Source organism: Sphingomonas glaciei (assembly GCF_023380025.1).
Taxonomy (GTDB): Bacteria; Pseudomonadota; Alphaproteobacteria; order Sphingomonadales; family Sphingomonadaceae; genus Sphingomicrobium; species Sphingomicrobium glaciei.
Genome location: NZ_CP097253.1, coordinates 1,561,704 through 1,583,889 on the forward strand (window position 1 = coordinate 1,561,704; position 22,186 = coordinate 1,583,889).

At 67.5% G+C, this 22,186-nt stretch carries 20 protein-coding genes; 5 read left to right on the plus strand and 15 right to left on the minus strand.

Features of this window, described 5'->3' with window-relative positions:
- Positions 1–33 precede the first annotated feature (33 nt).
- On the minus strand, positions 34–219 hold the full coding sequence (locus M1K48_RS07670; RefSeq protein WP_249454069.1) for a hypothetical protein: 186 nt from the start codon (positions 217–219) through the stop codon (positions 34–36).
- 68 nt (positions 220–287) lie between these two features.
- Between M1K48_RS07670 and M1K48_RS07675 the strand changes: the two genes are divergently transcribed.
- On the plus strand, positions 288–1,160 hold the full coding sequence (locus tag M1K48_RS07675) for a methylenetetrahydrofolate reductase (protein WP_249454071.1): 873 nt from the start codon (positions 288–290) through the stop codon (positions 1,158–1,160).
- A gap of 57 nt (positions 1,161–1,217) precedes the next feature.
- Here the strand turns inward: M1K48_RS07675 and ligM are convergent, their stop codons facing one another.
- A complete protein-coding gene (gene ligM / locus M1K48_RS07680) occupies positions 1,218–2,621 on the minus strand; it encodes a vanillate/3-O-methylgallate O-demethylase (protein ID WP_249454074.1) in 1,404 nt (467 codons plus the stop codon).
- A gap of 92 nt (positions 2,622–2,713) precedes the next feature.
- A complete protein-coding gene (locus M1K48_RS07685) occupies positions 2,714–3,169 on the minus strand; it encodes a MarR family winged helix-turn-helix transcriptional regulator (protein WP_249454076.1) in 456 nt (151 codons plus the stop codon).
- Between the two features lie 134 nt (positions 3,170–3,303).
- On the opposite strand from M1K48_RS07685, the gene purU reads away from it, so the two are divergent.
- Together purU and M1K48_RS07695 are read left to right on the plus strand one after the other, a co-directional pair.
- A complete protein-coding gene (purU, locus tag M1K48_RS07690) occupies positions 3,304–4,149 on the plus strand; it encodes a formyltetrahydrofolate deformylase (RefSeq protein WP_249454078.1) in 846 nt (281 codons plus the stop codon).
- Between the two features lie 66 nt (positions 4,150–4,215).
- The gene (locus tag M1K48_RS07695) at positions 4,216–5,949 is read left to right on the plus strand and encodes a CocE/NonD family hydrolase (RefSeq protein WP_249454080.1); all 1,734 of its coding nucleotides are present in this window, start codon (positions 4,216–4,218) and stop codon (positions 5,947–5,949) included.
- Here the strand turns inward: M1K48_RS07695 and M1K48_RS07700 are convergent.
- The 8 genes from M1K48_RS07700 to M1K48_RS07735 are packed head-to-tail and all read right to left on the minus strand — an operon-like array spanning position 5,946 to position 15,684.
- A complete protein-coding gene (locus tag M1K48_RS07700) occupies positions 5,946–8,261 on the minus strand; it encodes a 2-hydroxyacyl-CoA dehydratase family protein (RefSeq protein ID WP_249454082.1) in 2,316 nt (771 codons plus the stop codon). The genes M1K48_RS07695 and M1K48_RS07700 overlap by 4 nt on opposite strands.
- Positions 8,261–9,508, minus strand: coding sequence for a CaiB/BaiF CoA transferase family protein (locus M1K48_RS07705; protein WP_249454084.1), 1,248 nt, complete (start codon positions 9,506–9,508; stop codon positions 8,261–8,263). The genes M1K48_RS07700 and M1K48_RS07705 overlap by 1 nt, the downstream gene beginning before the upstream one ends.
- The gene (locus M1K48_RS07710; protein ID WP_249454086.1) at positions 9,505–10,671 is read right to left on the minus strand and encodes a CaiB/BaiF CoA transferase family protein; all 1,167 of its coding nucleotides are present in this window, start codon (positions 10,669–10,671) and stop codon (positions 9,505–9,507) included. Before M1K48_RS07710 ends, M1K48_RS07705 begins: the two co-directional genes overlap by 4 nt.
- Entirely contained in the window at positions 10,668–11,645 is a 978-nt protein-coding gene (locus M1K48_RS07715; protein ID WP_249454088.1) for a CoA transferase, read from the minus strand. The genes M1K48_RS07710 and M1K48_RS07715 overlap by 4 nt, the downstream gene beginning before the upstream one ends.
- Positions 11,642–12,832, minus strand: coding sequence for a CaiB/BaiF CoA transferase family protein (locus M1K48_RS07720; protein ID WP_249454090.1), 1,191 nt, complete (start codon positions 12,830–12,832; stop codon positions 11,642–11,644). The genes M1K48_RS07715 and M1K48_RS07720 overlap by 4 nt, the downstream gene beginning before the upstream one ends.
- On the minus strand, positions 12,829–13,872 hold the full coding sequence (locus M1K48_RS07725) for a C4-dicarboxylate TRAP transporter substrate-binding protein (RefSeq protein WP_249454091.1): 1,044 nt from the start codon (positions 13,870–13,872) through the stop codon (positions 12,829–12,831). The genes M1K48_RS07720 and M1K48_RS07725 overlap by 4 nt, the downstream gene beginning before the upstream one ends.
- Positions 13,869–15,170 (minus strand): TRAP transporter large permease, encoded by a 1,302-nt coding sequence (locus M1K48_RS07730; RefSeq protein WP_249454093.1) that lies wholly within the window; start codon positions 15,168–15,170, stop codon positions 13,869–13,871. Before M1K48_RS07730 ends, M1K48_RS07725 begins: the two co-directional genes overlap by 4 nt.
- A complete protein-coding gene (locus tag M1K48_RS07735; protein WP_249454095.1) occupies positions 15,160–15,684 on the minus strand; it encodes a TRAP transporter small permease subunit in 525 nt (174 codons plus the stop codon). The genes M1K48_RS07730 and M1K48_RS07735 overlap by 11 nt, the downstream gene beginning before the upstream one ends.
- 101 nt (positions 15,685–15,785) lie before the next feature.
- Between M1K48_RS07735 and M1K48_RS07740 the strand changes: the two genes are divergently transcribed.
- Positions 15,786–16,289: a MarR family winged helix-turn-helix transcriptional regulator gene (locus tag M1K48_RS07740; protein WP_249454097.1), complete on the plus strand. Its 504-nt coding sequence runs from the start codon at positions 15,786–15,788 to the stop codon at positions 16,287–16,289.
- Here M1K48_RS07740 and M1K48_RS07745 read toward each other — a convergent pair.
- Positions 16,286–17,776, minus strand: coding sequence for an alpha/beta hydrolase domain-containing protein (locus tag M1K48_RS07745; RefSeq protein ID WP_249454099.1), 1,491 nt, complete (start codon positions 17,774–17,776; stop codon positions 16,286–16,288). The two genes, M1K48_RS07740 and M1K48_RS07745, sit on opposite strands and share 4 nt — an antisense overlap.
- A gap of 71 nt (positions 17,777–17,847) precedes the next feature.
- On the opposite strand from M1K48_RS07745, the gene M1K48_RS07750 reads away from it, so the two are divergent.
- Entirely contained in the window at positions 17,848–18,300 is a 453-nt protein-coding gene (locus M1K48_RS07750) for a MarR family winged helix-turn-helix transcriptional regulator (RefSeq protein ID WP_249454101.1), read from the plus strand.
- Here M1K48_RS07750 and M1K48_RS07755 read toward each other — a convergent pair.
- The 3 genes from M1K48_RS07755 to M1K48_RS07765 are packed head-to-tail and all read right to left on the minus strand — an operon-like array spanning position 18,297 to position 22,119.
- On the minus strand, positions 18,297–19,160 hold the full coding sequence (locus tag M1K48_RS07755) for an amidohydrolase family protein (RefSeq protein WP_249454103.1): 864 nt from the start codon (positions 19,158–19,160) through the stop codon (positions 18,297–18,299). The genes M1K48_RS07750 and M1K48_RS07755 overlap by 4 nt on opposite strands.
- An 11-nt stretch (positions 19,161–19,171) precedes the next feature.
- Complete coding sequence (locus tag M1K48_RS07760) at positions 19,172–21,259, minus strand: acetate--CoA ligase family protein (RefSeq protein ID WP_249454105.1); 2,088 nt, start codon at positions 21,257–21,259, stop codon at positions 19,172–19,174.
- A gap of 23 nt (positions 21,260–21,282) precedes the next feature.
- Entirely contained in the window at positions 21,283–22,119 is an 837-nt protein-coding gene (locus tag M1K48_RS07765) for a p-hydroxycinnamoyl CoA hydratase/lyase (RefSeq protein WP_249454107.1), read from the minus strand.
- Positions 22,120–22,186 lie beyond the last annotated feature (67 nt).

Consider the following 22,186-nt stretch of genomic DNA (forward strand, 5'->3'; position numbering starts at 1 on the left):
CGGACGGGGCGGTTCGCGGACCGCCCCAAGCCTTCAGCGGAAGGAAGGCGCCAGGCCGGCCGCGCGCAGGCCGCGCCAGTGCTGCCGGGCCTCCAGCAGGTAGCGGCGCTGCTGGAGATCGCCGCGCGGCGGGCCGCCGGTGCGGACGCAAGCAATCGCCTGCGCCATCCGGTCGAGCATCTCCCCTTCCGACAAGGCCGGTCCGTGCGTCATCGCCATGTGCCTAACGGCTTTACCTGGGCCCATCAAGTTCGTACGTAAGACATACGGTTCTTTGGAGGAAGCTGATGGCGTCGTCAGGTCGCAAGCAAGCGGGTATCGATCCCCTGGCGCTGCTCGATCACTGGTCCATCGAGATCACCGCCAAAGACGTCGACGACCTGGTCCGCGCGGCGCCCCTCATTCCGGAGGGGACCAAGATCCCGGTCACCTTTCTGCCGAACGAAACCTTTGACGCCAGGGTCGCGGCGGCGGCGACGGTCCGCCGCCTGGGTTTCATCCCCATCCCCCACCTCTCCGCCCGCCGCATCCATTCGCGCGAGGAGCTGGAGGGCTTTCTGTCAGCGCTGCAGCGCGAGGCCGCGATCGATCACGCCTTCGTGGTCGCGGGCGATCCGCCCGAGCCGATGGGCCCGTTCGCCGACGCACTGGCGCTGATTCAGTCCGACCTGCTCGCCGCGCATGGTGTGACCCGGGTCGGCATTTCCGGCTATCCCGAAGGACATCCGGAAATCGGTAGCGAGAAATTGTGGGACGCTGGCCGCGACAAGCGGCTTGCGCTGCAGGAACGCGGCCATGACTTCGCCATCGTCACCCAGTTCAGCTTCGACGCTGGGCCGGTGCTGGAGTGGATCGCCCGCCAGCGAGCGGAAGGGATCAATGCCCTGATCCGGGTCGGCGTGCCGGGACCGGCCAGCGTCAAGACGTTGCTCCGCTTCGCCGCGCGCTGCGGGGTCGGTGCGTCGGCCAAGGTGATGAGCCGCTACGGCCTGTCGATGACCCGGCTGCTCGGCACCGCCGGGCCCGACCGGCTGATCGAGGACCTCGCCGCCGGTCTCGAACCCGCGATCCACGGCGATGTCCGGCTGCACTTCTACCCGTTCGGCGGGATCGAAAGCACCGCCGCCTGGATCCGCGGCTATGGGAAGCGTCGCGGCTGACGGACGCGAAAAAGGGGTGCCACGCTCGACCAGCGCGGCGCCCCTGTCTTATTGCAATCAGGCGACCGTCTCGGTCCGCCAACCCTGCTGGTAGGTCTCGCGCGCCACTCGCGAATAGGGCACCGGGCTGACCGTCGCGCGAACCTTGATCTGCTGGTGCGGTTCGACGGTGGTCTTGCGCGTGCCGCCATCGGGCTCGCCCCAGGTCACGGTCACTTCGCTGCCGATCTCGACCGACGGGTCGACCGTCGCAAGGCTAAGCGCGGTCTTCTCGTTGTAGCTGTAGCCGGTGAACATCGACAGGCCGACCGGCTTGCCCGAAGCATCGCGCACCTCATCGTAATTGGACGAGGCATAGTTGGCGAGCGGCAGGTCGAAGAACTTGTAGGGCGTCCCGTCGGGCTCGAACATCGAGCGGAAGATCGCCGCCATGTCCTCGGGGTTCCAGGCCAGAGTCACCTTGCGGCGCTGCGCCGCGGGATCGACCTGCTCCAGCGCCTCGCGGCCGTGGAAATCGTGGTCGAACTTGACGAACGGCCCATAGCCGAGCTCCCACGGGTTGAGGTAATAATCCTCGATATTCTCGGAAACGAAGCTGCCGCCGATCGACCCGGTCGCCTCGTAGCTGTCGTCGCCAAGCCACTCGCGATAGCTCCGCAATTTCTCGCCGGTGTAGATCGCCGGCAGCGGCGAGGGGATCCACCCGGATTCGAGCGTATTCGACGGATAGGCGCGGCTGCCGCACGGCACGATGCCGAACTCCTTGCCGGCCTCGAGGATCGCCGAGCGGATTTCCTCCTGCTCCTCGTACGGCCCCCAGATCTCAAGCCCCGGCGCGCCCGACATGCCATGGCGCAATGTGCGCACCTTGTGACCGGCGATGTTCATCTCGCTCATGTTGAAGAACTTGAGCTGCTCGAGCGGTCCGCCGTGCAACTTTTCGATCACCGACCAGGCATTCGGCCCCTGGATCTGGAAGCGCCAGTTGATGCGCCTGACCGGCTTGCCCATGGGCCGCGACGGGCTGCGGTCGTCCTTGACGATCTCGACGTCGTAGCCGCCGGTTTCAGCGTGGAACATCAGCCAGTTCGCTGCCGGCGCCCGGCCGACGTACACGAACTCTTCTTCCGCCAGGTAGAACAGGATGCCGTCGCCGATGACGTGCCCATACGGCGTCGTCGGCACATATTGCTTGGCTTGGTTGATGCGAAAGTTCTTGGTCGAGTTGATCGCGGTATCGCTGATCAGCCGCAGCGCATCCTTTCCGCGGATGAACAGGTCGACCATGTGGTGCGACTGGTCGAACAGGACGGCGCTATGCTGCCACGCCCATTGCTCCGACCGCCAGTTGTGAAATTCGGCCGCGACGACCGGATAGACATAGGCACCAAGCTGCGAATTGCGCAGCATCTCGACCGGGTTGCCGGCACCCTGAAGAACTTGTTCCAGATTCGTCGCCATGGGGATCTCCTCACTAGATGAGGCACCATGACATTCGTACGTGCTACATACAATATCCGACCTGCCACGAAGTGCGGCGGTTGCGACGAATGTCAGACGCCGGTCGGCCCGTGGATCCGCGTCAACAGCTCAACCAGGGTCCGCACCTCGGCCGGTGAGAAACGATCCTTGAGCCAGGCTTCATGCTGTTCGATCGCGGTGCGCGCCTGCGCCAGCGCCGTCCGTCCCGAATCTGTCAGCGTCAGCGTCTGGCGGCGACGGTCGACCGCGGAGGCGCCGCGCACCAGAAGCCCTTTGGTCTGCAACCGATTGACGATCGCCATCACCGTCGCGCGGTCCATCTGCAACGAGCGGCCAAGGTCGGCCTGCGCCATGCCGGGATGATCGTGTACCAGCCACAGGACCGACACCTGCTTCTGGGTCAGGTCGAGATCGCTGAACGTGTCGGTGAAGTGCCGGTACACGACCCCGTGCGCCAGCCGGATATGGAAGCCGAGGATGTCGCCGATCGCGCCCAGACCCTCCGGCAATGTCACCGCGTCGCTCACCCCCGGATCCTCACTTCTCATCCATCGCTGGTAGCCGAGATGGCGCAGGGTTCAAGCGCGTCGGACATTGTATGTTGCACAAACGTTTTCTCCGCGCTTACACTTGGCTCCGAACAAGCGAGAGGAGAAGCGGCATGGGACGAATGGTGCTGACATTGTCCTGCGGGGACCGGCCGGGAATCGTTGCCGCGGTGAGCCATCGATTGTTCGCAGACGGCGGCAATGTCGTCGAGGCGCAGCAGTTCAACGACAAGTCGAACGACCGCTTCTTCATGCGCATCCTGTTCGACACCGAGCGCGACGCGGGCGAGTGGCGCGACAGCCTCCAGCCGATCGCGGGGGAGTTTGATTTCGACTGGCAGATCCGGTCGGTCGACGTGCCGCGCAAGGTCCTGCTGATGGTCTCGAAATTCGATCACTGCTTGGGCGACCTGCTCTACCGCTACCGGCTCGGCGAGTTGCCGATGGAGGTGGTGGCTATTGTCGGCAACCACCCGCGGGAGGTGCTGACGACCTCGCTGATCGGCGACATCCCCTATCACCACCTACCGGTCACCGCCGCCACCAAGGCCGAGCAGGAAGCCGCCGTGCGCCGCATCGCCGAGGAGAGCGGGACCGAACTGGTGGTGCTGGCTCGCTACATGCAAATCCTGTCCGATGAATTCTCGTCATGGCTGTCAGGGCGCTGCATCAACATCCATCACAGCTTCCTGCCCGGCTTCAAGGGCGCCAAGCCCTATCACCAGGCGCACGAGCGTGGGGTGAAGATGATCGGGGCCACCGCACATTACGTCACCGCCGACCTCGACGAGGGCCCGATCATCGCCCAGGATGTCGAGCAGATCAGCCACGCCGACACGCCAGCCGACCTGGTCCGCAAGGGCCGCGACATCGAGCGCCGGGTGCTCGCCACCGCGGTCCGCTTCCACCTCGAAGACCGAGTCCTCCTCAACGGCTCGCGCACGGTGGTTTTCCGCTAGTCGTGCAAGCGCTTGCAGCCCGGTGCAGGGTTGCTATGCTGAATGACTAATTGCGGGAGTGAGACGATGCTTCGGTCTGTGCTTGGGTATTCCGTCGGCATCGTTTCCTCGGTCGCGGCTGCGCCCGCCGCGGCCCAGAACGACCCTTCGGTGGTCGAAACCTCGCGCTATCTCGAAAGCTTCGACGGTACGCGCATTGCCATCACTATCCTTCGCCCGGCGCAGGCCGGCCGGGTCGTCACGACCCCACTGCCGGTGATCGTCACCCAGGATCGCGGCCAGGAGGGGTCGGAGCGGGTCGCCGCCGCCCGCCGCTTTTTCCTCGGGCGCGGGTACGTCATCGTCGCGCAGGACCGGCGCGGGGTCGGGGCCTCGTTCGGGGTCCAGAAGGGGTTCGTTAACGCCTTCGACGCCGAGGACGCCAAGACGGTGATCGAATGGGCCGGCGCGCAGTCGTTCAGCAATGGCCGGGTGGTGTCCTGGGGCTGCTCCAATCAGGGCGCCTGGCAATATCTCGTCGCGGCGCTCAAGCCCCGGCACCTGGTCGCCATCGCCCCATCCTGCGCCAGCCCGCAATTCTTTGATCATGGGGTGATGACCAACGGCGTGCCGACCTTTCCAGCCGGCACCGCGCCGTTCGACGGGAATTGCGGCAAGGCGCCGGCCGAACGCTTTCCGGCCAAGCCTGTCAGCGAGGATCGCGACGGCACCCTTCTGAAAGAAGCGCGGAAGAATCGCGGCTGCAATGCGCCGATGCTCGGCCAATATTGGCGGACCATGGCGCGCGACGGGCTGAACCCGGTCACCGGGACCCGCCCCGGCCTCGACGACAGCAGCATCACCCACTGGCAGGCGATCCGCGATTCAGGCATCCCGATGCTGCAGATCGGCGGCTGGTACGATGCCGCGGTGATCGGCCAGATGCAGGGTCAGCGGCTGTGGGGCGGCCGGGTGATCATGGGCCCGTGGGTCCACGGCAACGGCCTGCCCGCGGGCGCCACGTTCGCGAACGCGACGCGCGACCTGATCGAAGAGACCGGCCGCTGGTTCGACCATTATGCCAAGGGCGTCGCCAACGGCGCGGAAGTGCCGGGCGTGACCTATTACACTGTCAACGCGCCCAAGGGCCAGGAATGGAGCCGGCGCGCCAGCTGGCCGGCGGTGACCGAAGGGCAGACCAGCTTCTACCTGTCGGCGACCGGCCTTTCCCGCGCACCGGCAAGAGCTGCGGCACCCGCCACCTATGCCGAGCAGCCCTTGTCCTGGTTCGGCGGCCGCTACGAGCCGCTGTCGCACTGGTGGAACGGCGACATGGCGGAGGATGACCGCAAGATGCTCGGCCACCAGTCGGGTCCGCTCGCCGCCGACACGCGGATCACCGGCACCCCGGCGCTGCGCCTGTGGCTGAGCGCCGACACGCCCGACGCCAACCTGTTCGCGGTGCTCGAGGATGTCGCGCCTGACGGGCGTTCGACCTATGTCACCGATGGCCGGCTGCGCGTCGCGTCACGGAAGATCACCCTCGCGCCCTTCCCCAACTCGATCCAATATTGGAAGCCGAACTACGGCTCCGACCAGCAGCCGCTGAAGCCCGGCGAGGTGGCCGAGGCCGCATTCGAATTCTATCCGATCTCTTACGTGTTCAAGCGCGGCCACCGCATCCGGCTGAGCATCGCGACGGCGATCGGCAAGGACTATCACGCGCCGCCGCTCAACCGCGGCAAAGCCCCGACCATCACGATTCGGCGCGATGCGGCGCACCCCTCGCGGCTACTGCTGCCGATCGTTCCCAACCGCTAGCGGCGGGCCCGGTAGTGGGTGACCTCACCTTCCAGGAAGGCGACGATCCGGGCGTCGACGTCGGCCGCATCGCTGCTTTCCTGGTTGTAATTGTCGAGGTCGAGCGCAAGCACCGGCACCCCCGCCCGGCGCAGCGCGCGGAGCACGAAGGGATCGGCGTCGGACAAGGCGATCGCGCCGTCGACCCGGTGAGTCTCGGCTTCCTTTACGTGCCACGCCCCGGCCCAGGTCGGCATCCGCAGTTCGTCGCCCATTGTCACGAACCGCGCCGCCAGCGCGCGTAGCGGGTCCTGGCCGGGCGCGGAGCGGCGGATGTAGCCGTCGGCGGCAAGCGCGAGATACATCGACCAGACGAACACCGCGCCGTGGCTTTCCTCCCAGCGCTGGTAGAAGCCCATGTCGCTCCACATCCCCCGCCCGATCCACATCAGCCGCAGCTTCTCGTCGGCGCAGGGCACATCGCCGGCCGCATCCCGCGCCGCCACTTCCTCGTAGAACGACCTGGCGGCATCGCGCGCCCAAACCGTGCCGCGATGCCATTGGGGGACCATGGTCGCCGGCATGGTGTCGCTGATCGATACCGGTGCGCGGGGGGCGGATGCGATCAGGTCGCGGGTGCGGCGGTAATAATCCTCCTGCTCGTTCACCAACTCCATGATCTCGGCGAAGCGATCCGGATCGAAGCGATGACCGCTCGCCGCCTCCATTCGCTCGATTAGCGCATGAAGCTCGGCGGTCATGAGGTCGAGCCGCTCGGGCTCGATCGTTTCTTGCCACCGGTCCTGCAGGCTGTCCCACCAGTCGATCGGGAAGTCCTGCCGGGTCTCGGCGCTGCGTTCGAACAGGAACAGGTCGGCGCCTGTTTCGCGCGACCAATGGTCGAAGATGCGCGGGGTGGCGTCTGTGCCCAGCACCGCCTGCACGAAGGCCGGCCTGGGCAGCCCGCCCCATGGGGCTTCGGTCTCGCTGGTGTCGAACGCGGAGGCGATCCCCTGCGCGCTGTAAGCTTCGACGTCGCTTGGATAGCCGTGGTTCTGCAGCAGCCCGAAATAGCGCCCCGACTGCTGCTTGGCGGCGACGATCGAAGCCCACCATTGATTGACCACGAACGGGATGCCCATCGCCCGCAGCACTTCCTGCGGCGAGTTGGCGTTGACGACTGCCAGTGGTTCTCCCCGCGCGGCGGCGTCACGAATTTCACCGAACCAGCCGCGCTGGAAGCTGCCGAAGCTGGCGATCGACGCCAGCGACTTGCGGCTGCGCTGACCGCCGGCGCGAGCCGGCCGCGGTGCATCGAGGCTCGGCGGCGGCGTATCGGTAAAGTCGCCGATTACCTCGACCTTGTGCCCGGCCGCCTTCAGTCCGTCGCGCAAAAAGCCGCTGTCCCAGGCGGTCGCTTCCTCGCCATGGCTTTGCACGATCAGCACGTGATCGAGGTGCAGCTCGGCCATCCGCTCCAGAACCGACGCCAGCCTGTCCTCGACCCGGACCAGCATGCGGGGAGCGAGGCGCGAGGGATCGGCCAGCCCTGCCAGCGTGTCGGGACTGCCCGACCAGGCCGCCAGCAAGGGATCGCCCCAGTCCTGGTCGTCAGCGACGGTGACGAATTGCTGCTTTTCGAACTCGCGCTGCCGGGCGGTGGAAAATTGGGGAGAGCCGAGCACGAATGTGCGCCGGCCATTGGGATGCGATTCCGCGAGCGCCGCCACCGCCCGCGCCCAAGCCTCGGGCTTGAGCGCGTGAGCCGCCCCGATCGCAGCGATGCGAGCAACGCCGGCCAGCGGCTCGACCGTCGCGGCCCGGGCGCGTTCCGCCGCCGCTTCGCGCGCGAGAGCTCCGTCCTCGGTCCGTCCGCCAAGCCCGTCTAGCCACTCGCCCAACTGGACCAACCGCCGTTCGTTATAGGACCGGCTAGACGGCCTTGGCAGGTGCAGGAGGTCGAGCAGGTGGATCGGCCGCGGCGGCAGGTCGCCCTGGCGGATCAGCTCGCGCACAGCGGCGAAGATCTGCGGCAGGTCGCTGTCGGCCCGGGTGAACAGGATCGGGTCGCCCGAGGTATCGGCGGCGATCTGCTGCAACAACGACTGGCCGCGCTGCGACAGCAGGCCCGCGCCGGCGAGTGCGTCGGCCTCGGGGGTCGGACCCGGCCGCGGCACCATCCGCACCGGGGCGAGGCCGTGGGCACGAAGCAGGGCGTACGGAGCATCCTGGCCCAGCACGCGAACCACGCGGCGGCCCTGCCCGCGCAGCTCGTCCGCGATCTCGCCGGGATGGTCGCATGCGTGGACCAGCCGGCGAAGCGCTTCAACCATCAGATCACGCCCTTGGCGCGAAGCTCCGCGATGCGTGCTTCCGAATAGCCGAGCGTCTGCGCCAGCACCCGGTCGTTATGCTCGCCAACGTGGATCGGTAGCACGTCGTCGAAGCCGGTGTCGGCATCGGAGAAGGTGATCGGGATGCCCGCGGTGCGTAGGTCGTCGACCGCTTCATAGGCGGGATGCGCGACCGGAACCGCCTCGTGGCGGGCGATCACGCGCGGGTCGAGCAGGGCCTCGTCGGGATGGCGGACGGGCGCGACCGGCACGCCCTCGCCTTCCAACAACCCCACCGCCTCGCCGACCGTGATCGTCTGCGACCAAGCGTTGATCTGCCGCTCCAGCTCGGCGGCGTTGGCGACGCGGGTATCGCGCGACGCGAAGCGGGGATCCTCGCCCAACTGCGGCTGTCCCATCGCCCGGAAGAGACCGCGGGCGAGCTTCTCGTGCACTGCGACCAGCGCGATATAGCCGTCGGCGCATTCGAACACCCCGAACGGAGACAGCCGCTGAACGGTCAGCCCGGTGCGCGCCTGCATCCCCGCCGCGGCCATCGCCGACCAATTCTCGATCGCGACGAAGCTGGTCAGCGCACCCAGCATCGACACGTCGATATGCTGGCCGAGCCCGGTGCGATGGCGCTGCTCGAGCGCCGAGAGGATGCCGATCACCGAGAAGACCGGGGCCAGCATGTCGGCGATCGGGATGCCGATGCGGACTGGGGGCTCGTCGGGCCCGCCGCTCGCATACATCGCCCCCGACAGCGCCTGGATGATGATGTCCATCGCCTTGCCCCCCTCGGGCGCGGTCGCGCCGAACCCCGACAGCGAGCAATAGATGACCCGCGGGTTGGCGGCCTTGGCCACCGCGTAGCCGATGCCGAGGCGGTCGGCGGTGCCGGCGGTGAAGTTCTCGACTACGATGTCGGCGGTGCGGACGAGGTCGGCGAACACCCCCGCAGCCTCGGGCGACTTGAGATTCAAGGACATCCCGAGCTTGCCGCGCGCCCGCGTGAGGTGCGAGATCGAGATGTCGTCGTCATGGGTCTTTTCGACCGTGATGCCGTCGCGCCCGACGTAGGGGCTGTTGTCGCGCGCTAGGTCGCCGCCGCGCGGATCCTCGACCTTGATCACCTCGGCACCGAGCCCGGCCAGTAGCAAGGTGGCGTAGGGTCCGGCCAAGGCGCGGGTCAGATCAATGACACGCAGCCCTTCGAGCGGGCGATCGCGGGTGAACTCAGTCAAGCGATGGTTCCTTTGAGCGCGGTGATCTGGTCGTCGGATAGCCCGAGACCGGACAGGATTTCGTGGGTGTCGGCGCCGGGCGGCGAGGCCGCGGCGCCGGCCGGCTGCTGGCCTTCGAGGCGGACCGGACTGCCGATCTGCAACGCGGTTCCGCCGCCCGGCAGCGCCACCTCGAGGGCCATGCCGCGAGCACGGTTGTGCGGATCGTCGAGTGCTTCGGCGATGGTCAGCACCGGGGCATATTGGGTGTCGGCGGCAGCGAGGATGTCGAGCCATTCGGCGCTGGTCTTGGTCGCCATCACGGCGGCGATGCGCCGCTTCATCTCAGGCCAGGCCGCGCGGTCCATCTGGCGGTCGGCAAGCTCGGGAAGGCCAATCGCCTCGACGAACAGCCGCCAGTAGCGCGGCTCCATGTCGGTGGTGACGAGGTGCAGCCCGTCGGCGGTGCGCCAGATGCCACTGTCGGCGCGATGCATGCCCTTGGGCGGGGCCTTGGCGAGATCCGGATTGCGCGAGATGACGTTGGCAACCAGCGGCAGCGAGGCGTCACTCATCGCAATGTCGAGCCGCTGGCCTTTGCCGCTGTTCGTCCGCGCCAGCAGCGCGCCGAGGATGGCGATCGCCCCGTTCGACCCGCTCAGCAGATCGGCGACCGGCACCCCGGGGAATGACGGCCGCTCGGGATCGTCGCCGATCCGCGACAGCGCCCCCGAGATCGCCAGCGCGACCGGGTCGTGGCCGGGACGGCGGGCATAGGGCCCGGTCTGGCCGCACAAGGAAATCGAGCAATAGACGAGGCCCGGGTTGAGCGCCGCCATCTCCTCGGTGCCATAGCCCATCGAGGCCATTACGCCGGGGCGATAATCCTCGACCAGCACGTCGGCGGCGGCGATCAGGCGATGGATGGCTTCGCGCCCGCCGTCCGAGCCGGGATCGATCAGCACGCTCTTCTTGCCACGGGCGAAGATGTCCTGCGCACGGAGGCGGGCATTCTCTCCCTCGGTCAGCTTGTCCCAGCCGAACACCTTGCGCTGCTTGGCCAGCTCGCGCGGGTTCTCGATGCGGATCACCTCGGCGCCCATCTCGGCCAGCAGCCAGGTGCAATAGGGTCCCGGCAGGAACTTGCTGAAGTCGACGATGCGGATGCCCGAAAGCGCCGTCATGGCCGGTCATCCAGCGAGGAAAGCCACAAGGGACCGGGCAGCTTCACGCCGTCGACCTTGCGCCACAGGCCGCGGGCGGCGAGATGCTCGCTCGCCAGCGCATCGTCGGGGGTGTCGATGTACGACAGGCCTAGGGCATTGCGCGAGGACAGCTCGCCGAGTTCGGCGCGAGTGTGGGTGAGGAAGAAGGCGGCGACGACCTCCTCCCACTCGATCAGCGTCTCGCGGTCAATGTCGGCGACCAGCACCGTGTCCCAGTCGACCGCGGCCAGCGGTCCGGCGAGGTCGCCGAGCAGTTCGACCATCGCCCGCATCATCGGCGGGTTGTCTACCAGCGCCCAGGTTACCCAGCCGTCCTTGCACGGCCACACCTGCCGCACGCCCGACTTGCCGCGGATCAGCAGGTTGCCGGTGCGCTTGCCAATCCGCCCGGTCCAGCCCCAGGTCAGCGGCTCGCGGTAGTTGGCGAGCACCGCCGATTGGTAGGCCGAGACCTCGACGAGCTGCCCCCGCCCGCTCGTGGCGCGGGCCCGAAGTGCGGTCAGCGCGCCGATCACCGCCTGGATTCCGGCCAGCGCGTAGGCTTGTTGCCCGGGCAAAGTGAGCGGCGGACGGTCGGGATCGCCGACGATGGTCATCAGCCCCGACCGCGCCATCAGCGTAAGGTCGGTTTCCGGCCGCTCGCTGTTAGGACCGCCCGGCAGGAACGGCGCGATCACCACGTCAATCAGCTTCGGGTTGGCCGCAGCGACGGCCTGATTGTCGAGCCCGGGGCCGCGCAGCACGATGTCGGCCTTTCCGAGCATGACCTGAGTCTCGCTCGGATCGAGTGGCTGCTTGCCATGATTCCAGGCGGCCGCGCCGCCCGCCGGCCGCCGCACCTCGGCGCCAAGCTCCGCCAGCATCCGCCCGGCAATCGCGCCGAGCTCGTCGGTGAGATCGACGACCAGCAAGTGGGACAAGAGCACGCTCATGCCAGCGCTCCTGCTGCGATCAGTTCCTCGACCTCGGCTTCGGGCAGCCCGAGCAGGTCGACGAACACCTCGCGATTATGCTGGCCGAGGTTGGGCGGCGGGCCGACCCGCACGTCGCTTTCCGAGAAGCGCAGCGGCGGCGCCGGCATGTCGCAGGTGCCGAGCTTGTCGTGGGTGATCGAACGGAAATGGCCGCGCTCGACCAGTTCGGGATCCGTGAAGACGTCGCGCCCGTCGGCGACCGCCTCTGCCGGAATGCCGGCCGCGGCGAGGCGATCGGCGAGGATGTGCGCGTCGTGCAGCACGGTCCAGCGCCCCAGCGCCTCCTCCAGCGCCTCCTCATGTTCCTTGCGCCCGGCCAGCGTCGCGAAGCGGGGATCGTCGATCCCGCTCAGTCCCTCTAGCCGCGACCATTCGGCATCGTCGCGCACCGCGATCGCAATCCATTGGTCGCTCCCGCGCGCCGGGAAAGCGCCATGCGGAGCCATGCTCGCCGAGCGGTTGGCCGGCTTGCCGCCCTGCCCCTGCTGCAACGCCTCGAACTGGTCGGCCATGACATGCACCAGCGGTTCGACTTGGCTGATGTCGATATGCTGGCCCTCGCCCGTCCGGCCGCGATGCTCGAGCGCGGCCAGCATCGCCACCGTCGCGAACATCGGCGCTACCACGTCGCCATAAGCGAACGGCGGCATGTGCGGACCGCGATCGTCCCAGCCCGACAGCGCCGCCATGCCCGACAATGCACCGGCCGAGTTGCCATAGCCGCGCATGGTCCCGAGCGGCCCCGCGCGCCCGGCGACGCTGACGCTGACCTGGACGATGTCTGGCTTGATCGCCTGCAACTCGGCGAACGACAGGCCGACCCGGTCCATGTAGCCGTGGCTGAAATTCTCGACGACGATGTCGGCCCAGGCGACCAGCTTCTTCGCCACCGCCACCCCGCGCGGATCGCCGAGGTTGATGGTGACGCCCATCTTGCTGGTGTTGGTGATCGCGAAGAAGGTCGAGGCGTCGGGATCGCGTCCGCCCCCGGCGAACGGCCCGCTCAGCCGCCCGAGGTCGAGCCGCTTGCGCGATTCGATCTTGATCACGGTCGCGCCGAGATCGGCGAGGTCCTTGGTCGCGCGCGGACCCGCCCCGACCCAGGAGAAATCGGCGACCTTCACCCCGGCGAGCGGAAGCGTCATGGCGTAGGCCCCTTCGGGCATTGCACCTGCGGCTGGGCGAGCAAGCGCTGCGCTTCCTCGTAGATCGGCAGCGCATCGATCCCGACCGACTTCAGCCGGACCGCCTGATCGCGGGCATCCTGGTTGTAGAGCCCGTCGAAGCGCTGCTGCTCGGCCGGGGTCAGGTCGGAGAAGCTGATCCCTTCTTCCTTTCCGTACTTGATCCCCGCCGCCTCGGCCTTGAGCAACTCGCGGTTGAGCGCGGCTTCCCACCGCGGCTTGCCCTCCACCATGATCTGCTGGAGGTCGGGCGGAAGCCGCTTCCATGCGCGGTCCGACATCGCCCGCGCGGGATAAGCGCCGCGGCTGAAGCGGATGGTGGTGAAATGCTTGGCGACCTCGGCGAAGTGAAGGCTGCGGATGGTGTCGGCCGGCGCCACCACCCCGTCGATCACGCCCTTGGCGAGCGCGGAATAGACCTCGCCCATCGGCATATTCACGGGGTCCGCGCCAAGCTGCTTCAGCACGTCGATCGCGTCGGTCTGGGCGCGCAGGCGAAGCCCGCGGAAATCGGCGAGGGTGCGGATCGGGCGGTTGATGGTCAGCACGCCCGGGAAGTTACCGCCCTGCACCGCCAGCACGTGCAGACCCTCAAGCTCGTGCCCGAACGCCGGGAAGCGAGCGGCCAGGCAGTCGTAGACCGTGACCTGGTCGGGGATGTCCTTGACCCCGCCGTAGAAGGCGGCCTGCCCGCGCAGCAGATGGGCCCCGCCGCGCGAATAGATGGGGGTGATGAGGCCGATGTCGGCGATGCCGTGGCGGATCTCCTCCATGCTCATGTCCGACGACAGCAAGGCGCCCGACCAATAGGGCTTGAATGCGATCCGCCCGCCGCTGCGCTGCGACACCCACTTCATCCACTCCTGGTCCGCCAGTCCGAACGGATGCGTCGGCGGATAGGGGCTGGCGTAGGTCAGGACATGGGTGCCGGGGGCCGGCTTCTCGGCATTGCAGCCGCCGAGCAGCATCGCGGCCGCAAGCAGGGCGAGACGCTTGATCATGCCAGCAGCTGCGGCAGCCAGAGGGTGACGATCGGAAAGGCGATCAGCATCGCCAGGTGGAAGAAATCGGCGACCAGGAACGGCACGATCCCGCGGAAGATCGCGCCCAACGGGATGTCCTTACCGATCGCCTGGATGACATAGACGTTGAGGCCGAGCGGGGGGTGGACGAAGCCGATTTCCATCGTGCGGACCAGGAAGATGCCGAACCAGATCGGGCTGTAACCGAGCTCGACCGCGATCGGCAGGAAGATTGGCGTGGTCAGCAGCATCAGCGCCAATCCGTCGAGAAACGAACCCAGCAGCAGCAGGATCAGCGCCATGGCAATGATCGCGATGACCGGGCTGGTGTGGAGGTCGCGGACGGTCTGGCTCATGAGGTCGGCAAGCCCGGTAACGCTGACGAAGGTCGCGAACAGGATCGCGCCGAAGATGATTAGGTAGATCATGCCGGTGGTCGACAGCGTCTTGGCGAACGCCTCCCCGATCGCCGCGCGGTTGAAGGTGCCGCGGAAGGCGCACAGCAGGAACGAGCATATCACGCCGACCGAGGCGGCTTCGGTCGGGGTGAACCAGCCGATCATCAGGCCGCCGATGACGAACACGACCAGCAGCAGGACGTCGATCACGCCCAGCAGCCCCCGCATCCGCTCACGCCATGGCACTCGCTCCGACGGGGGACCCAGTTCGGGCTTGAACCAGCACATGATGGCGATCGCGACCATGTAGAAAAGCGCCTGGCTGAGCCCGGGGATGACGGCGGCGATGAACAATTTGCCGATCGATTGTTCGGCGATGATTCCGAACACGATCAGCGCGCCCGACGGCGGGATCAGGGCGCCGAGCGTCCCGCCAGCGGCCAGCGCGCCGGCCGCAAAACCCGGTTGGTAACCCGCGCGGCGCATTTCCGGCAGCGCGGCCGAGCCGACAGTGGCGACGGTGGCGAGGCTCGATCCGCTGATTGATCCGAACCCCGCGCAGCCAGCGATCGAGGCCAGGCCAAGCCCGCCCCGCCGATGGCCGACGAAGCGCGCTGCGACGTCGAAGAAGTCGCGGCTCGCTCCCGCCGCGAAGCACAGGTGCGCCATCAGCAGGAATAGGGGCAGCACCCCCAGTTCGTATTTGGTCGACACCTCGAAGATGACCACGCCCGCCTTGGCGATTCCAGCCTCGGGAGAGAGCATGACGGCAAGGCCGCCGATCCCCGCCAGCGCCAGGCTGATGCCGATCGGCACGCCCAGCGTCAGCATCGCCAGCAGGGCGAGTATGCCGATCAGGCCGATGAACTCAGGTGTCACGTTGCCTCCACGCCAGCCAGGCCTGGCGAAGGAAGGCGATGGCAACCACGCTCAAGGCAAGGGTCATCAGCAGGCGCAGCACCCGCAGCGGGATGTGGAGCAGCTCGGATCGCTCGTAGCCGTTCCACAGGTCGGCAAGGATCATCGTCGATCCGATCACCAGCACCAGCACGGTCAGGGCAGAGGCGATATCCGCGGCGATCGCCAGCCGGCGGCGCGGCAGCGGCTTCAGCCGCTCGGTCAGAATGTGCACCCCGGCATGGCCGCGGGCCAGCGTCACGCTGACTAGCGAAGACGCGGCGATCAGGACGATGGCCGCCTGCACCACCTCGATCGCGCCGAGCAACTGGAAGCCGGCATGACGGCCCAGCACCGCGATGGAATCGGCGGCCGTGGCCAGCAACAGGCCGCTGCAACCGACCAGGAATGCGATCCTCGCGACCGGTCCGGCCGTGCTCGGCGCCGGAGCGTCGGCGTCGCTGCTATCGGTCGAGGTCGCCATCTCCTCCGCCATGCGATCGTCCTCCCCGATTGACAGGCACCCGCTGGACCACTTTAGTGATCCCAACGGCTAAACCGTAGAAAATATCAACCATCTGTCAACAGGGCCTTCTCGTGAAAGCAGACGAAAAGCGGCGGGTGGCACGGCCGGCGGGAAAGCCGTTGGACGGCGACGGTGCGACCGGGCTCAAGCTCGGCCGGCTCGGCAACTATGTCGGCTTCCGCATGCGCCGGGTCCAGAACCAATTGTCCGGGCTGTTCGCGGCGGCGACCACCCAATATGGCATCCGCTCCGGCCTGTTCTCCTCGCTCGCCCTGATCGAGGCCAATCCCGGCATCTCGCAGCAGGAATTGTCGAGCACGGTCGGCCTCGACAAGTCGATCACCGTCCAGATCGTCGACGAACTGGAAAAGCGCGGCTGGGCCAAGCGCGAGCGCTCCACCGTCGATCGCCGGCGCCATTCGCTGACCATCCTGCCGGGCGGCGAGAAGACGCTCGACGAACTGTTCGCAATCATGGTCGATGTCGAGGCCAAGGTGCTCGCCCAGCTCGACGCCGAGGAACGACCGATGTTCGATGCCGCGCTCGACCGGATGTACGGCGTGTTCCACCGCTAGAAGGTGGCGGCGGCCTGTCGCCGGGCCTCCGCCTTCTGGCGCCGCGCTTCGGGCGCGCGCAGCCATCTGGCCCCGACCAGCGCGTCAATCGCCGCATCGAAGCGGTGCAGATAGTCCGCCGCGCCGCCCGGATAGAGCTGCCGCAACCTTTCGCGCGACAGCGGCACCCGGCGCATCGGGATGGCCGGGCTTCCAATCCCCGGCGCGGTCGGGTCGCAATTCGCACCATCCGGCGCCTTGCCGTAGCGCGCCAGCGGCACACTGATCTGGGCCGGGCGGATGTCGCCCAGCGTGTTGCCGTCGACGTCGCTCAACTGCACCAATGCGCGATGCTGGAGCCGGGCGGCGCGCGGCGGCGGCACGCCCTCCCGCGCCCAGCGCTCGAGGTTGGCATGGGCGGCACGGGCATAGTCCGCGATGTCGATGTCGCTCGCCGGATAGGGACAGGCATCGACCGGCGCCGTGAACCGCTGCTTCAGCCGCCAGGCGATCTGCCGCTCGGCAAGATAGGTGCGGGTGCCGCCCGATCCGTGGGTCGTGCCGGGCAGCTCGTACAAGCGGTGCGCGCCGGGCCCGCGGTCGCGATCGGGGGTCTGCGGCTCGCGATTGGTGATCGCTTCATTCTCGCTTTGCAGCTCGATCACCGGGACGTCGATCGCGCGATTGGGCCGCCGCGGGTCGTCCACCCCCGGCACCGGCAGGCGGCTGTTGAGCGGAAGGTAGCCCGAGCGGAAGCTGAATCCCGAAATGCCGATCAGATAGCCGTCGATCAGCGGTTTGCCCGATCCCTGCCGCGCGCGATCGTGGAAGCCTTCGTTGATGAAGGTGCGCAGCAGGCTGCCAGTGAACGACCAGCCCGAGGCGAAGACCCGGCGCACCGCCAGCCCCCGTAATGGCCCGGCCGGATCCCGCAACAGCCGCGCGGTGTCGGTCAGCACGTCCCAGCGGATGCCATCCTCCTCCGCCGGCCAGCGGATCGGAGCGTAGCGCGCCGGATTGAACCAGCTCAGCGTCAGCGGCGCCATCACCGGGGCGGGCCCGGCCCTGGCCCGCCGCGTATTCTCGTCCGCGCCGCTCATCACCGACACGAACGCATCGCCGCGCTCCAGGACATAGGGCGCGAGGGTCTGCCAATTGTCGTTGCCGCGGAACGGGTGAGCGGGGTTGAGCTGCACCGTGCCGCTGAACCGCCGCGGGTTGCGCGGACGGATCACGATCAGCCGGGTGACGTAGTGGACGCCGCGCTGCACCACCGCAAGCCCGTCGCCATAGACATTGGCCGTGCCCGATTGAAACCACTCTTCACGGACGTAGCCAGCCCGGCGCAGCGCGACCTCGGCGGCGGAGCCCGGCTCGGCCGGATCGAGCCACATCGGCGAGGCGGCGGTCGCTTCGGGCGCGCGCCGGACCTCGGCCGCCTCCACCTTACCGGGCGCGAGCGACAGGAGGGCGAACAGCCACAGCAAAGCAACAGTCGGCAGCTTCATGGCAGATCGATCCTCGCCATCGCGTCACATTCGATTTGACCGCCCCCGCAAAAAATGGCTTCCAGCCGCGCATGGCAGCGAACCACAATCCTCACGGCGCCCTCAGCCAGCTTACCGGCTACCATCTCCGGCGGGCCTCCTCGGTCTTCGCGGCGGACTTCGCCCGCGCGATGGACGGCACCGGCCTGCGCCAGGTGTTGCTGGGTATCCTGGCGGTGGTGTCGGCCAATCCGGGGATCAACCAGGGGTCGGTCGGCCGCCTGCTCGGCATCAAGCGCGCCAACATGGTGTCGCTGATCAACGAATTGATCGATGCCGGACTGGTCGACCGCGAAGTGGATTCGAGCGACCGCCGCGCCTTCACTCTGAAGGTCAGCCGCCGCGGCGCCGCCGCCCTCAAGGACGCGCTGGCGCGGATCGAGCGGCACGAGCAGCAGTTGTTGGCGGGCTTCACCGCGGACGAGTCCCGCATCCTGCTCGACCTCCTCGCGCGGATCGAGCGGCACGAGCCGGCGGTCGACTAGAGACCAAGCAGCCCGGCCGCATTGCCCTTGAGGATGCGGTCGCGCAGCTCGGGCTTGAACCCCGCCTCGTCATAGGCGGCGATCCACTTGTCGGGGGTGATCAGCGGAAAGTCGGACCCGAACAGGAATTTGTGGCCGAGCTGCCCGTTTGCATAGCGGACGATCTGCGGCGGGAAATATTTGGGGCTCCAGCCGGACAGGTCGATGAACACGTTGGGCTTGTGCAGCGCCATCGACAGGCTTTCGTCGGTCCACGGCCAGCCGGGATGCGCAAGGATGATCTTGATATCGGGAAAGGCGACCGCGACTTCGTCGACCAGCATCGGCTGGCCGTAGCGCAGGCGGATCCCGCCGCCGCCCGGCATTCCGGTGCCCATGCCCGAATGACCAGTGTGGAAGATCGCCGGCAACTTGTAATGGTTGATCAGCTCGTAGAGCGGCCAGACCATCCGGTCCGACGGATCGAAATCCTGCAGCGGCGGGTGAAACTTGAAGCCCTTCACGCCGTGCTTCTCGACCAGGTCGCGGGCCTCGATCACGCCCAGTTTGCCTTTGTGCGGGTCGATCGAGGCGAAGGCCATCATGATGTCGCTGTTGGCGGCGGCGGCTTCGGAAATCTCTTCGTTGCGGATGCGGCGGATGCCGGTGCCCGCTTCCATGTCGACGGTGAACATGACGAACCCGATGTCCCGCTCGCGATAATGCGCGATGGTCTCGGGGATGGTCGGCCGCCGGCGGTCGGTCTTGAAGTAGCGCGTACTGGCGTCGAGGAAGTCGGCGAAGATCGGGTCTTCGAGGTCGTGGCACGACACTTCCGCGTGGACGTGAATGTCGATCGCCTTGAGCCTTGAAACGTCCATCCGCCGCCCTCCTAGTCCGCGAGGATCAGCGCATCGAGGGCGACCACGCCTTCGCCTGCGGGATAGACGATCACCGGATTGAGATCGATCTCGCGGATCGACGGCGTGCCGGCGAGCACTTGGCCGAGTTTCTCGATCAGCGCTGCGACGGCATCGACATCGAGCGCGGGCGAACCGCGATAGCCATCCAGCAATGGTCCCTGCTTGAGCGCACGAAGTTTGGCGAGGATCGCTTCGCGCGGCAAGTCGATCGGGAGGAGGCGCACGTCATGGAGCAACTCGGCGGTGACCCCGCCAAAGCCGACCAGGATGACGGGACCCCAGTCGGCGTCGTTGCGCGCGCCGATGATCAGCTCGACCCCGCGTCGGCCCATCGCCTCGACCTGCCCGCCGTCGAGCGCGATGGAGCGGTCGTACTTGGCGACATTGCCGTACAAGCGGGTCCACGCCGCTTCGAGCCCGGCATCGTCGACGATCGACAGGATCACGCCGCCGGCATCGCTCTTGTGACTGAGGGCGGCGGACTGCGCCTTGAGCGCGATCGGGTAACCGACCCGTGCGGCGATCGCCTTGGCTTCCTTGGTCGAGGCAGCGAAGCCGCCTTGCGGAAAGGGAATGCCGATCGGCGCAAGGAGCTGCTTGGCGCGATATTCGGGGATCACGCCGGACGGCACGTCGAGCGCAATCGGCTCGGCCTGGCTACGCGCGTCGGATCGGGCCGCAGCCTTCGTCAGGTGACGCAGCGCCCGGAACGCGCGATCGGGCGAGGGGAAGTAGGTCACGCCCGCCGCGCGCAGATCGGTGACATACTCAGCCGGCACCTCCGCACCCTCGTCGAGACCAGCGAAGACGACCGGCTTGTCGGGCTTCAGCGAGGTGATCGCGTCGGTGATATGCGGGAATTTGCGTGAGGCGGTGGCGGGGTCGGTCTGGATGATCCCGAACACCAGCGCCGCGTAGGCGTCATCGGCGAGCAACGGGACAAGCGTGCGGCGGTATAAGTCCGGATCGACCAGCGCCTGCGCGGTCAGGTCCATCGGGTTCGAAACCGGAATGAAGTCGGGGATCGCGTCGCGCAGCGCCTGGGCGGTCGCGCCGCCCATTTGCGGCAAGTCGAGCCCGATCTGCTCGGCAAGGTCGAGCGTCAACGCCTTGAACGCCCCGCTCTCGGTCAGCACCGCGGTGCCGCCTGCCCTGACCTTGCCCGCGCGGACCGCAAGTTCGGTCACGTCGCCGAGCGCCTCGAGGCTGTCGACCAGGATCGCGCCGGCCCGCTCTACCTTGGTCTTCATCAACTGCCAGTCGCCGGCCATCGCCCCGGTGTGGGTCGCCGCGCTCTCCCGCGCCGCGCTGGAGGTGCCGGGGTGGAGCAAAACGATCGGCTTGCCCATCGCTCGTGCCTTTGTCGCCAGCGCGAGGAAGCGCTGCGGCTGGCGGAACTGCTCGACGATCATGGCGATCGCCTGCGTCGACGGATCATCGAGCAGATGCTCGACATAATCCTCGACACCTGATGCCGCCTCATTGCCGGTCGACACCGACAGGGTGAGGCCGAGGTCCTTGGCCATCAGCGTGGTGCCCAGCACCACCGCCATCGCACCCGACTGGCTGACGATCGCCACCTGCGGCTTGCCCGCGCTGTCGAGCACGGGTGCTTCGATGAAGGTCAGCGGCACGCCCGCCGCATAATTGACTAGCCCGAGGCAGTTGGGGCCGAGCACGATCATGTCGTGATCGCGAGCGATCCGCGCGACTTCGGCCTGCGCGGCCAGTCCCTCGTCGCCGCCCTCGGCGAAGCCGGCGGAAAAGATGATCGCCCCGCCCGCCTTGCGCTCCGCCAGCGCCCGCACCGCCGGAAGGACCGCCGGGCCGGGGATCGCCAGTATGGCGACGTCGACACCGTCGGGCAGCGCCTCGATCGAGGGCAGGCAGGGGCGCCTGTCGATCTCGTCCCGCTTGGGATTGATCAGGTGGACGTCACCCGAAAAGCCATGCCGCACGAGATTGCGCATCACCGAATTGCCCAGCGCGCCAAGCGTCGGCGACGCCCCGACGATCGCGACCGAACGCGGGGTGATGAGGCGGGAAAGATCGGGCATCGCTCTGCTCTCCAGCCGAACGCTCAGGCCTTGACCCGATCCTTGTCATAGGCCGCAAGTCCGGGCTTGTAGCTCTTCTCGTCGATGAACTGCCGAATGCCTTCCTTGCGGCCTTCGTTGTCATAGCTGTTGGCCGCTTCCTGCGCGCGGACGAGATAATCCTCGGCCTCGTCGTAGGTCATCGGCCCGACCCGCTTCATCGCGTCCTTGGTTGCCTTGAGCGCCACCGGATTCTTCGCAAGCAGCACGCCGGCGACTTCGGTCACGCGATCCTTGAGCTGGGCCAGCGGCAGCGCTTCATTGACCAGGCCCCAGGCTTCGGCCGTCTTGCCGTCGATATTCTCGCCCATCATCGCGTGATACATCGCCTTGCGGAACGGCATCAGCTCCTGCGCCACCTTGGTCGCGCCGCCGCCGGGCAGGATTCCCCAATTGATCTCGGACAGGCCGAACTTGGCCTCCTCGGCGGCAAAGGCGAGATCGCAGGCGAACAGCGGGCCATAGCCGCCGCCAAAGCACCAGCCGTTGACCATTGCGATCGTCGGCTTCTGGTACCAGCGCAGGCGCCGCCACCAACCATAGCTTTCGCGCTGCGCCTTGCGGGTGCCGGCAAGGCCGTCCTTCTCGGTCTCGCGGAAATATTCCTTGAGATCCATGCCCGCAGTCCACGCCGGACCTTCGCCCGTGAGCACCAGCACGCCGACGTCGTCGCGGAACTCGAGGAGGTCGAGCACTTCCATCATGTCGCGGTTGAGCGTCGGGCTCATCGCATTGCGCTTGTCGGGCCGGTTGAACCGCACCCAGGCGATCCGGTCGACGACATCATAGGCGACAACGCCGTTGCTGCTGGTCTCGCTCATCTTCTTGTCCTTCGCTCCCCTCCCGCTGGCGGGAGGGGCTGGGGGTGGGTGCCCGCATGTCGCTGGC

Excerpts from the sequence above, each read along its gene's own strand:
- M1K48_RS07670 (WP_249454069.1), bottom strand. The coding sequence starts at position 219 with ATGGCGATGACGCACGGACCGGCCTTGTCGGAAGGGGAGATGCTCGAC.
- M1K48_RS07675 (WP_249454071.1), top strand. The coding sequence starts at position 288 with ATGGCGTCGTCAGGTCGCAAGCAAGCGGGTATCGATCCCCTGGCGCTG.
- ligM (WP_249454074.1), bottom strand. The coding sequence starts at position 2,621 with ATGGCGACGAATCTGGAACAAGTTCTTCAGGGTGCCGGCAACCCGGTC.
- purU (WP_249454078.1), top strand. The coding sequence starts at position 3,304 with ATGGGACGAATGGTGCTGACATTGTCCTGCGGGGACCGGCCGGGAATC.
- M1K48_RS07695 (WP_249454080.1), top strand. The coding sequence starts at position 4,216 with ATGCTTCGGTCTGTGCTTGGGTATTCCGTCGGCATCGTTTCCTCGGTC.
- M1K48_RS07700 (WP_249454082.1), bottom strand. The coding sequence starts at position 8,261 with ATGGTTGAAGCGCTTCGCCGGCTGGTCCACGCATGCGACCATCCCGGC.
- M1K48_RS07710 (WP_249454086.1), bottom strand. The coding sequence starts at position 10,671 with ATGACGGCGCTTTCGGGCATCCGCATCGTCGACTTCAGCAAGTTCCTG.
- M1K48_RS07715 (WP_249454088.1), bottom strand. The coding sequence starts at position 11,645 with ATGAGCGTGCTCTTGTCCCACTTGCTGGTCGTCGATCTCACCGACGAG.
- M1K48_RS07720 (WP_249454090.1), bottom strand. The coding sequence starts at position 12,832 with ATGACGCTTCCGCTCGCCGGGGTGAAGGTCGCCGATTTCTCCTGGGTC.
- M1K48_RS07725 (WP_249454091.1), bottom strand. The coding sequence starts at position 13,872 with ATGATCAAGCGTCTCGCCCTGCTTGCGGCCGCGATGCTGCTCGGCGGC.
- M1K48_RS07735 (WP_249454095.1), bottom strand. The coding sequence starts at position 15,684 with ATGGCGGAGGAGATGGCGACCTCGACCGATAGCAGCGACGCCGACGCT.
- M1K48_RS07745 (WP_249454099.1), bottom strand. The coding sequence starts at position 17,776 with ATGAAGCTGCCGACTGTTGCTTTGCTGTGGCTGTTCGCCCTCCTGTCG.
- M1K48_RS07750 (WP_249454101.1), top strand. The coding sequence starts at position 17,848 with ATGGCAGCGAACCACAATCCTCACGGCGCCCTCAGCCAGCTTACCGGC.
- M1K48_RS07755 (WP_249454103.1), bottom strand. The coding sequence starts at position 19,160 with ATGGACGTTTCAAGGCTCAAGGCGATCGACATTCACGTCCACGCGGAA.
- M1K48_RS07760 (WP_249454105.1), bottom strand. The coding sequence starts at position 21,259 with ATGCCCGATCTTTCCCGCCTCATCACCCCGCGTTCGGTCGCGATCGTC.
- M1K48_RS07765 (WP_249454107.1), bottom strand. The coding sequence starts at position 22,119 with ATGAGCGAGACCAGCAGCAACGGCGTTGTCGCCTATGATGTCGTCGAC.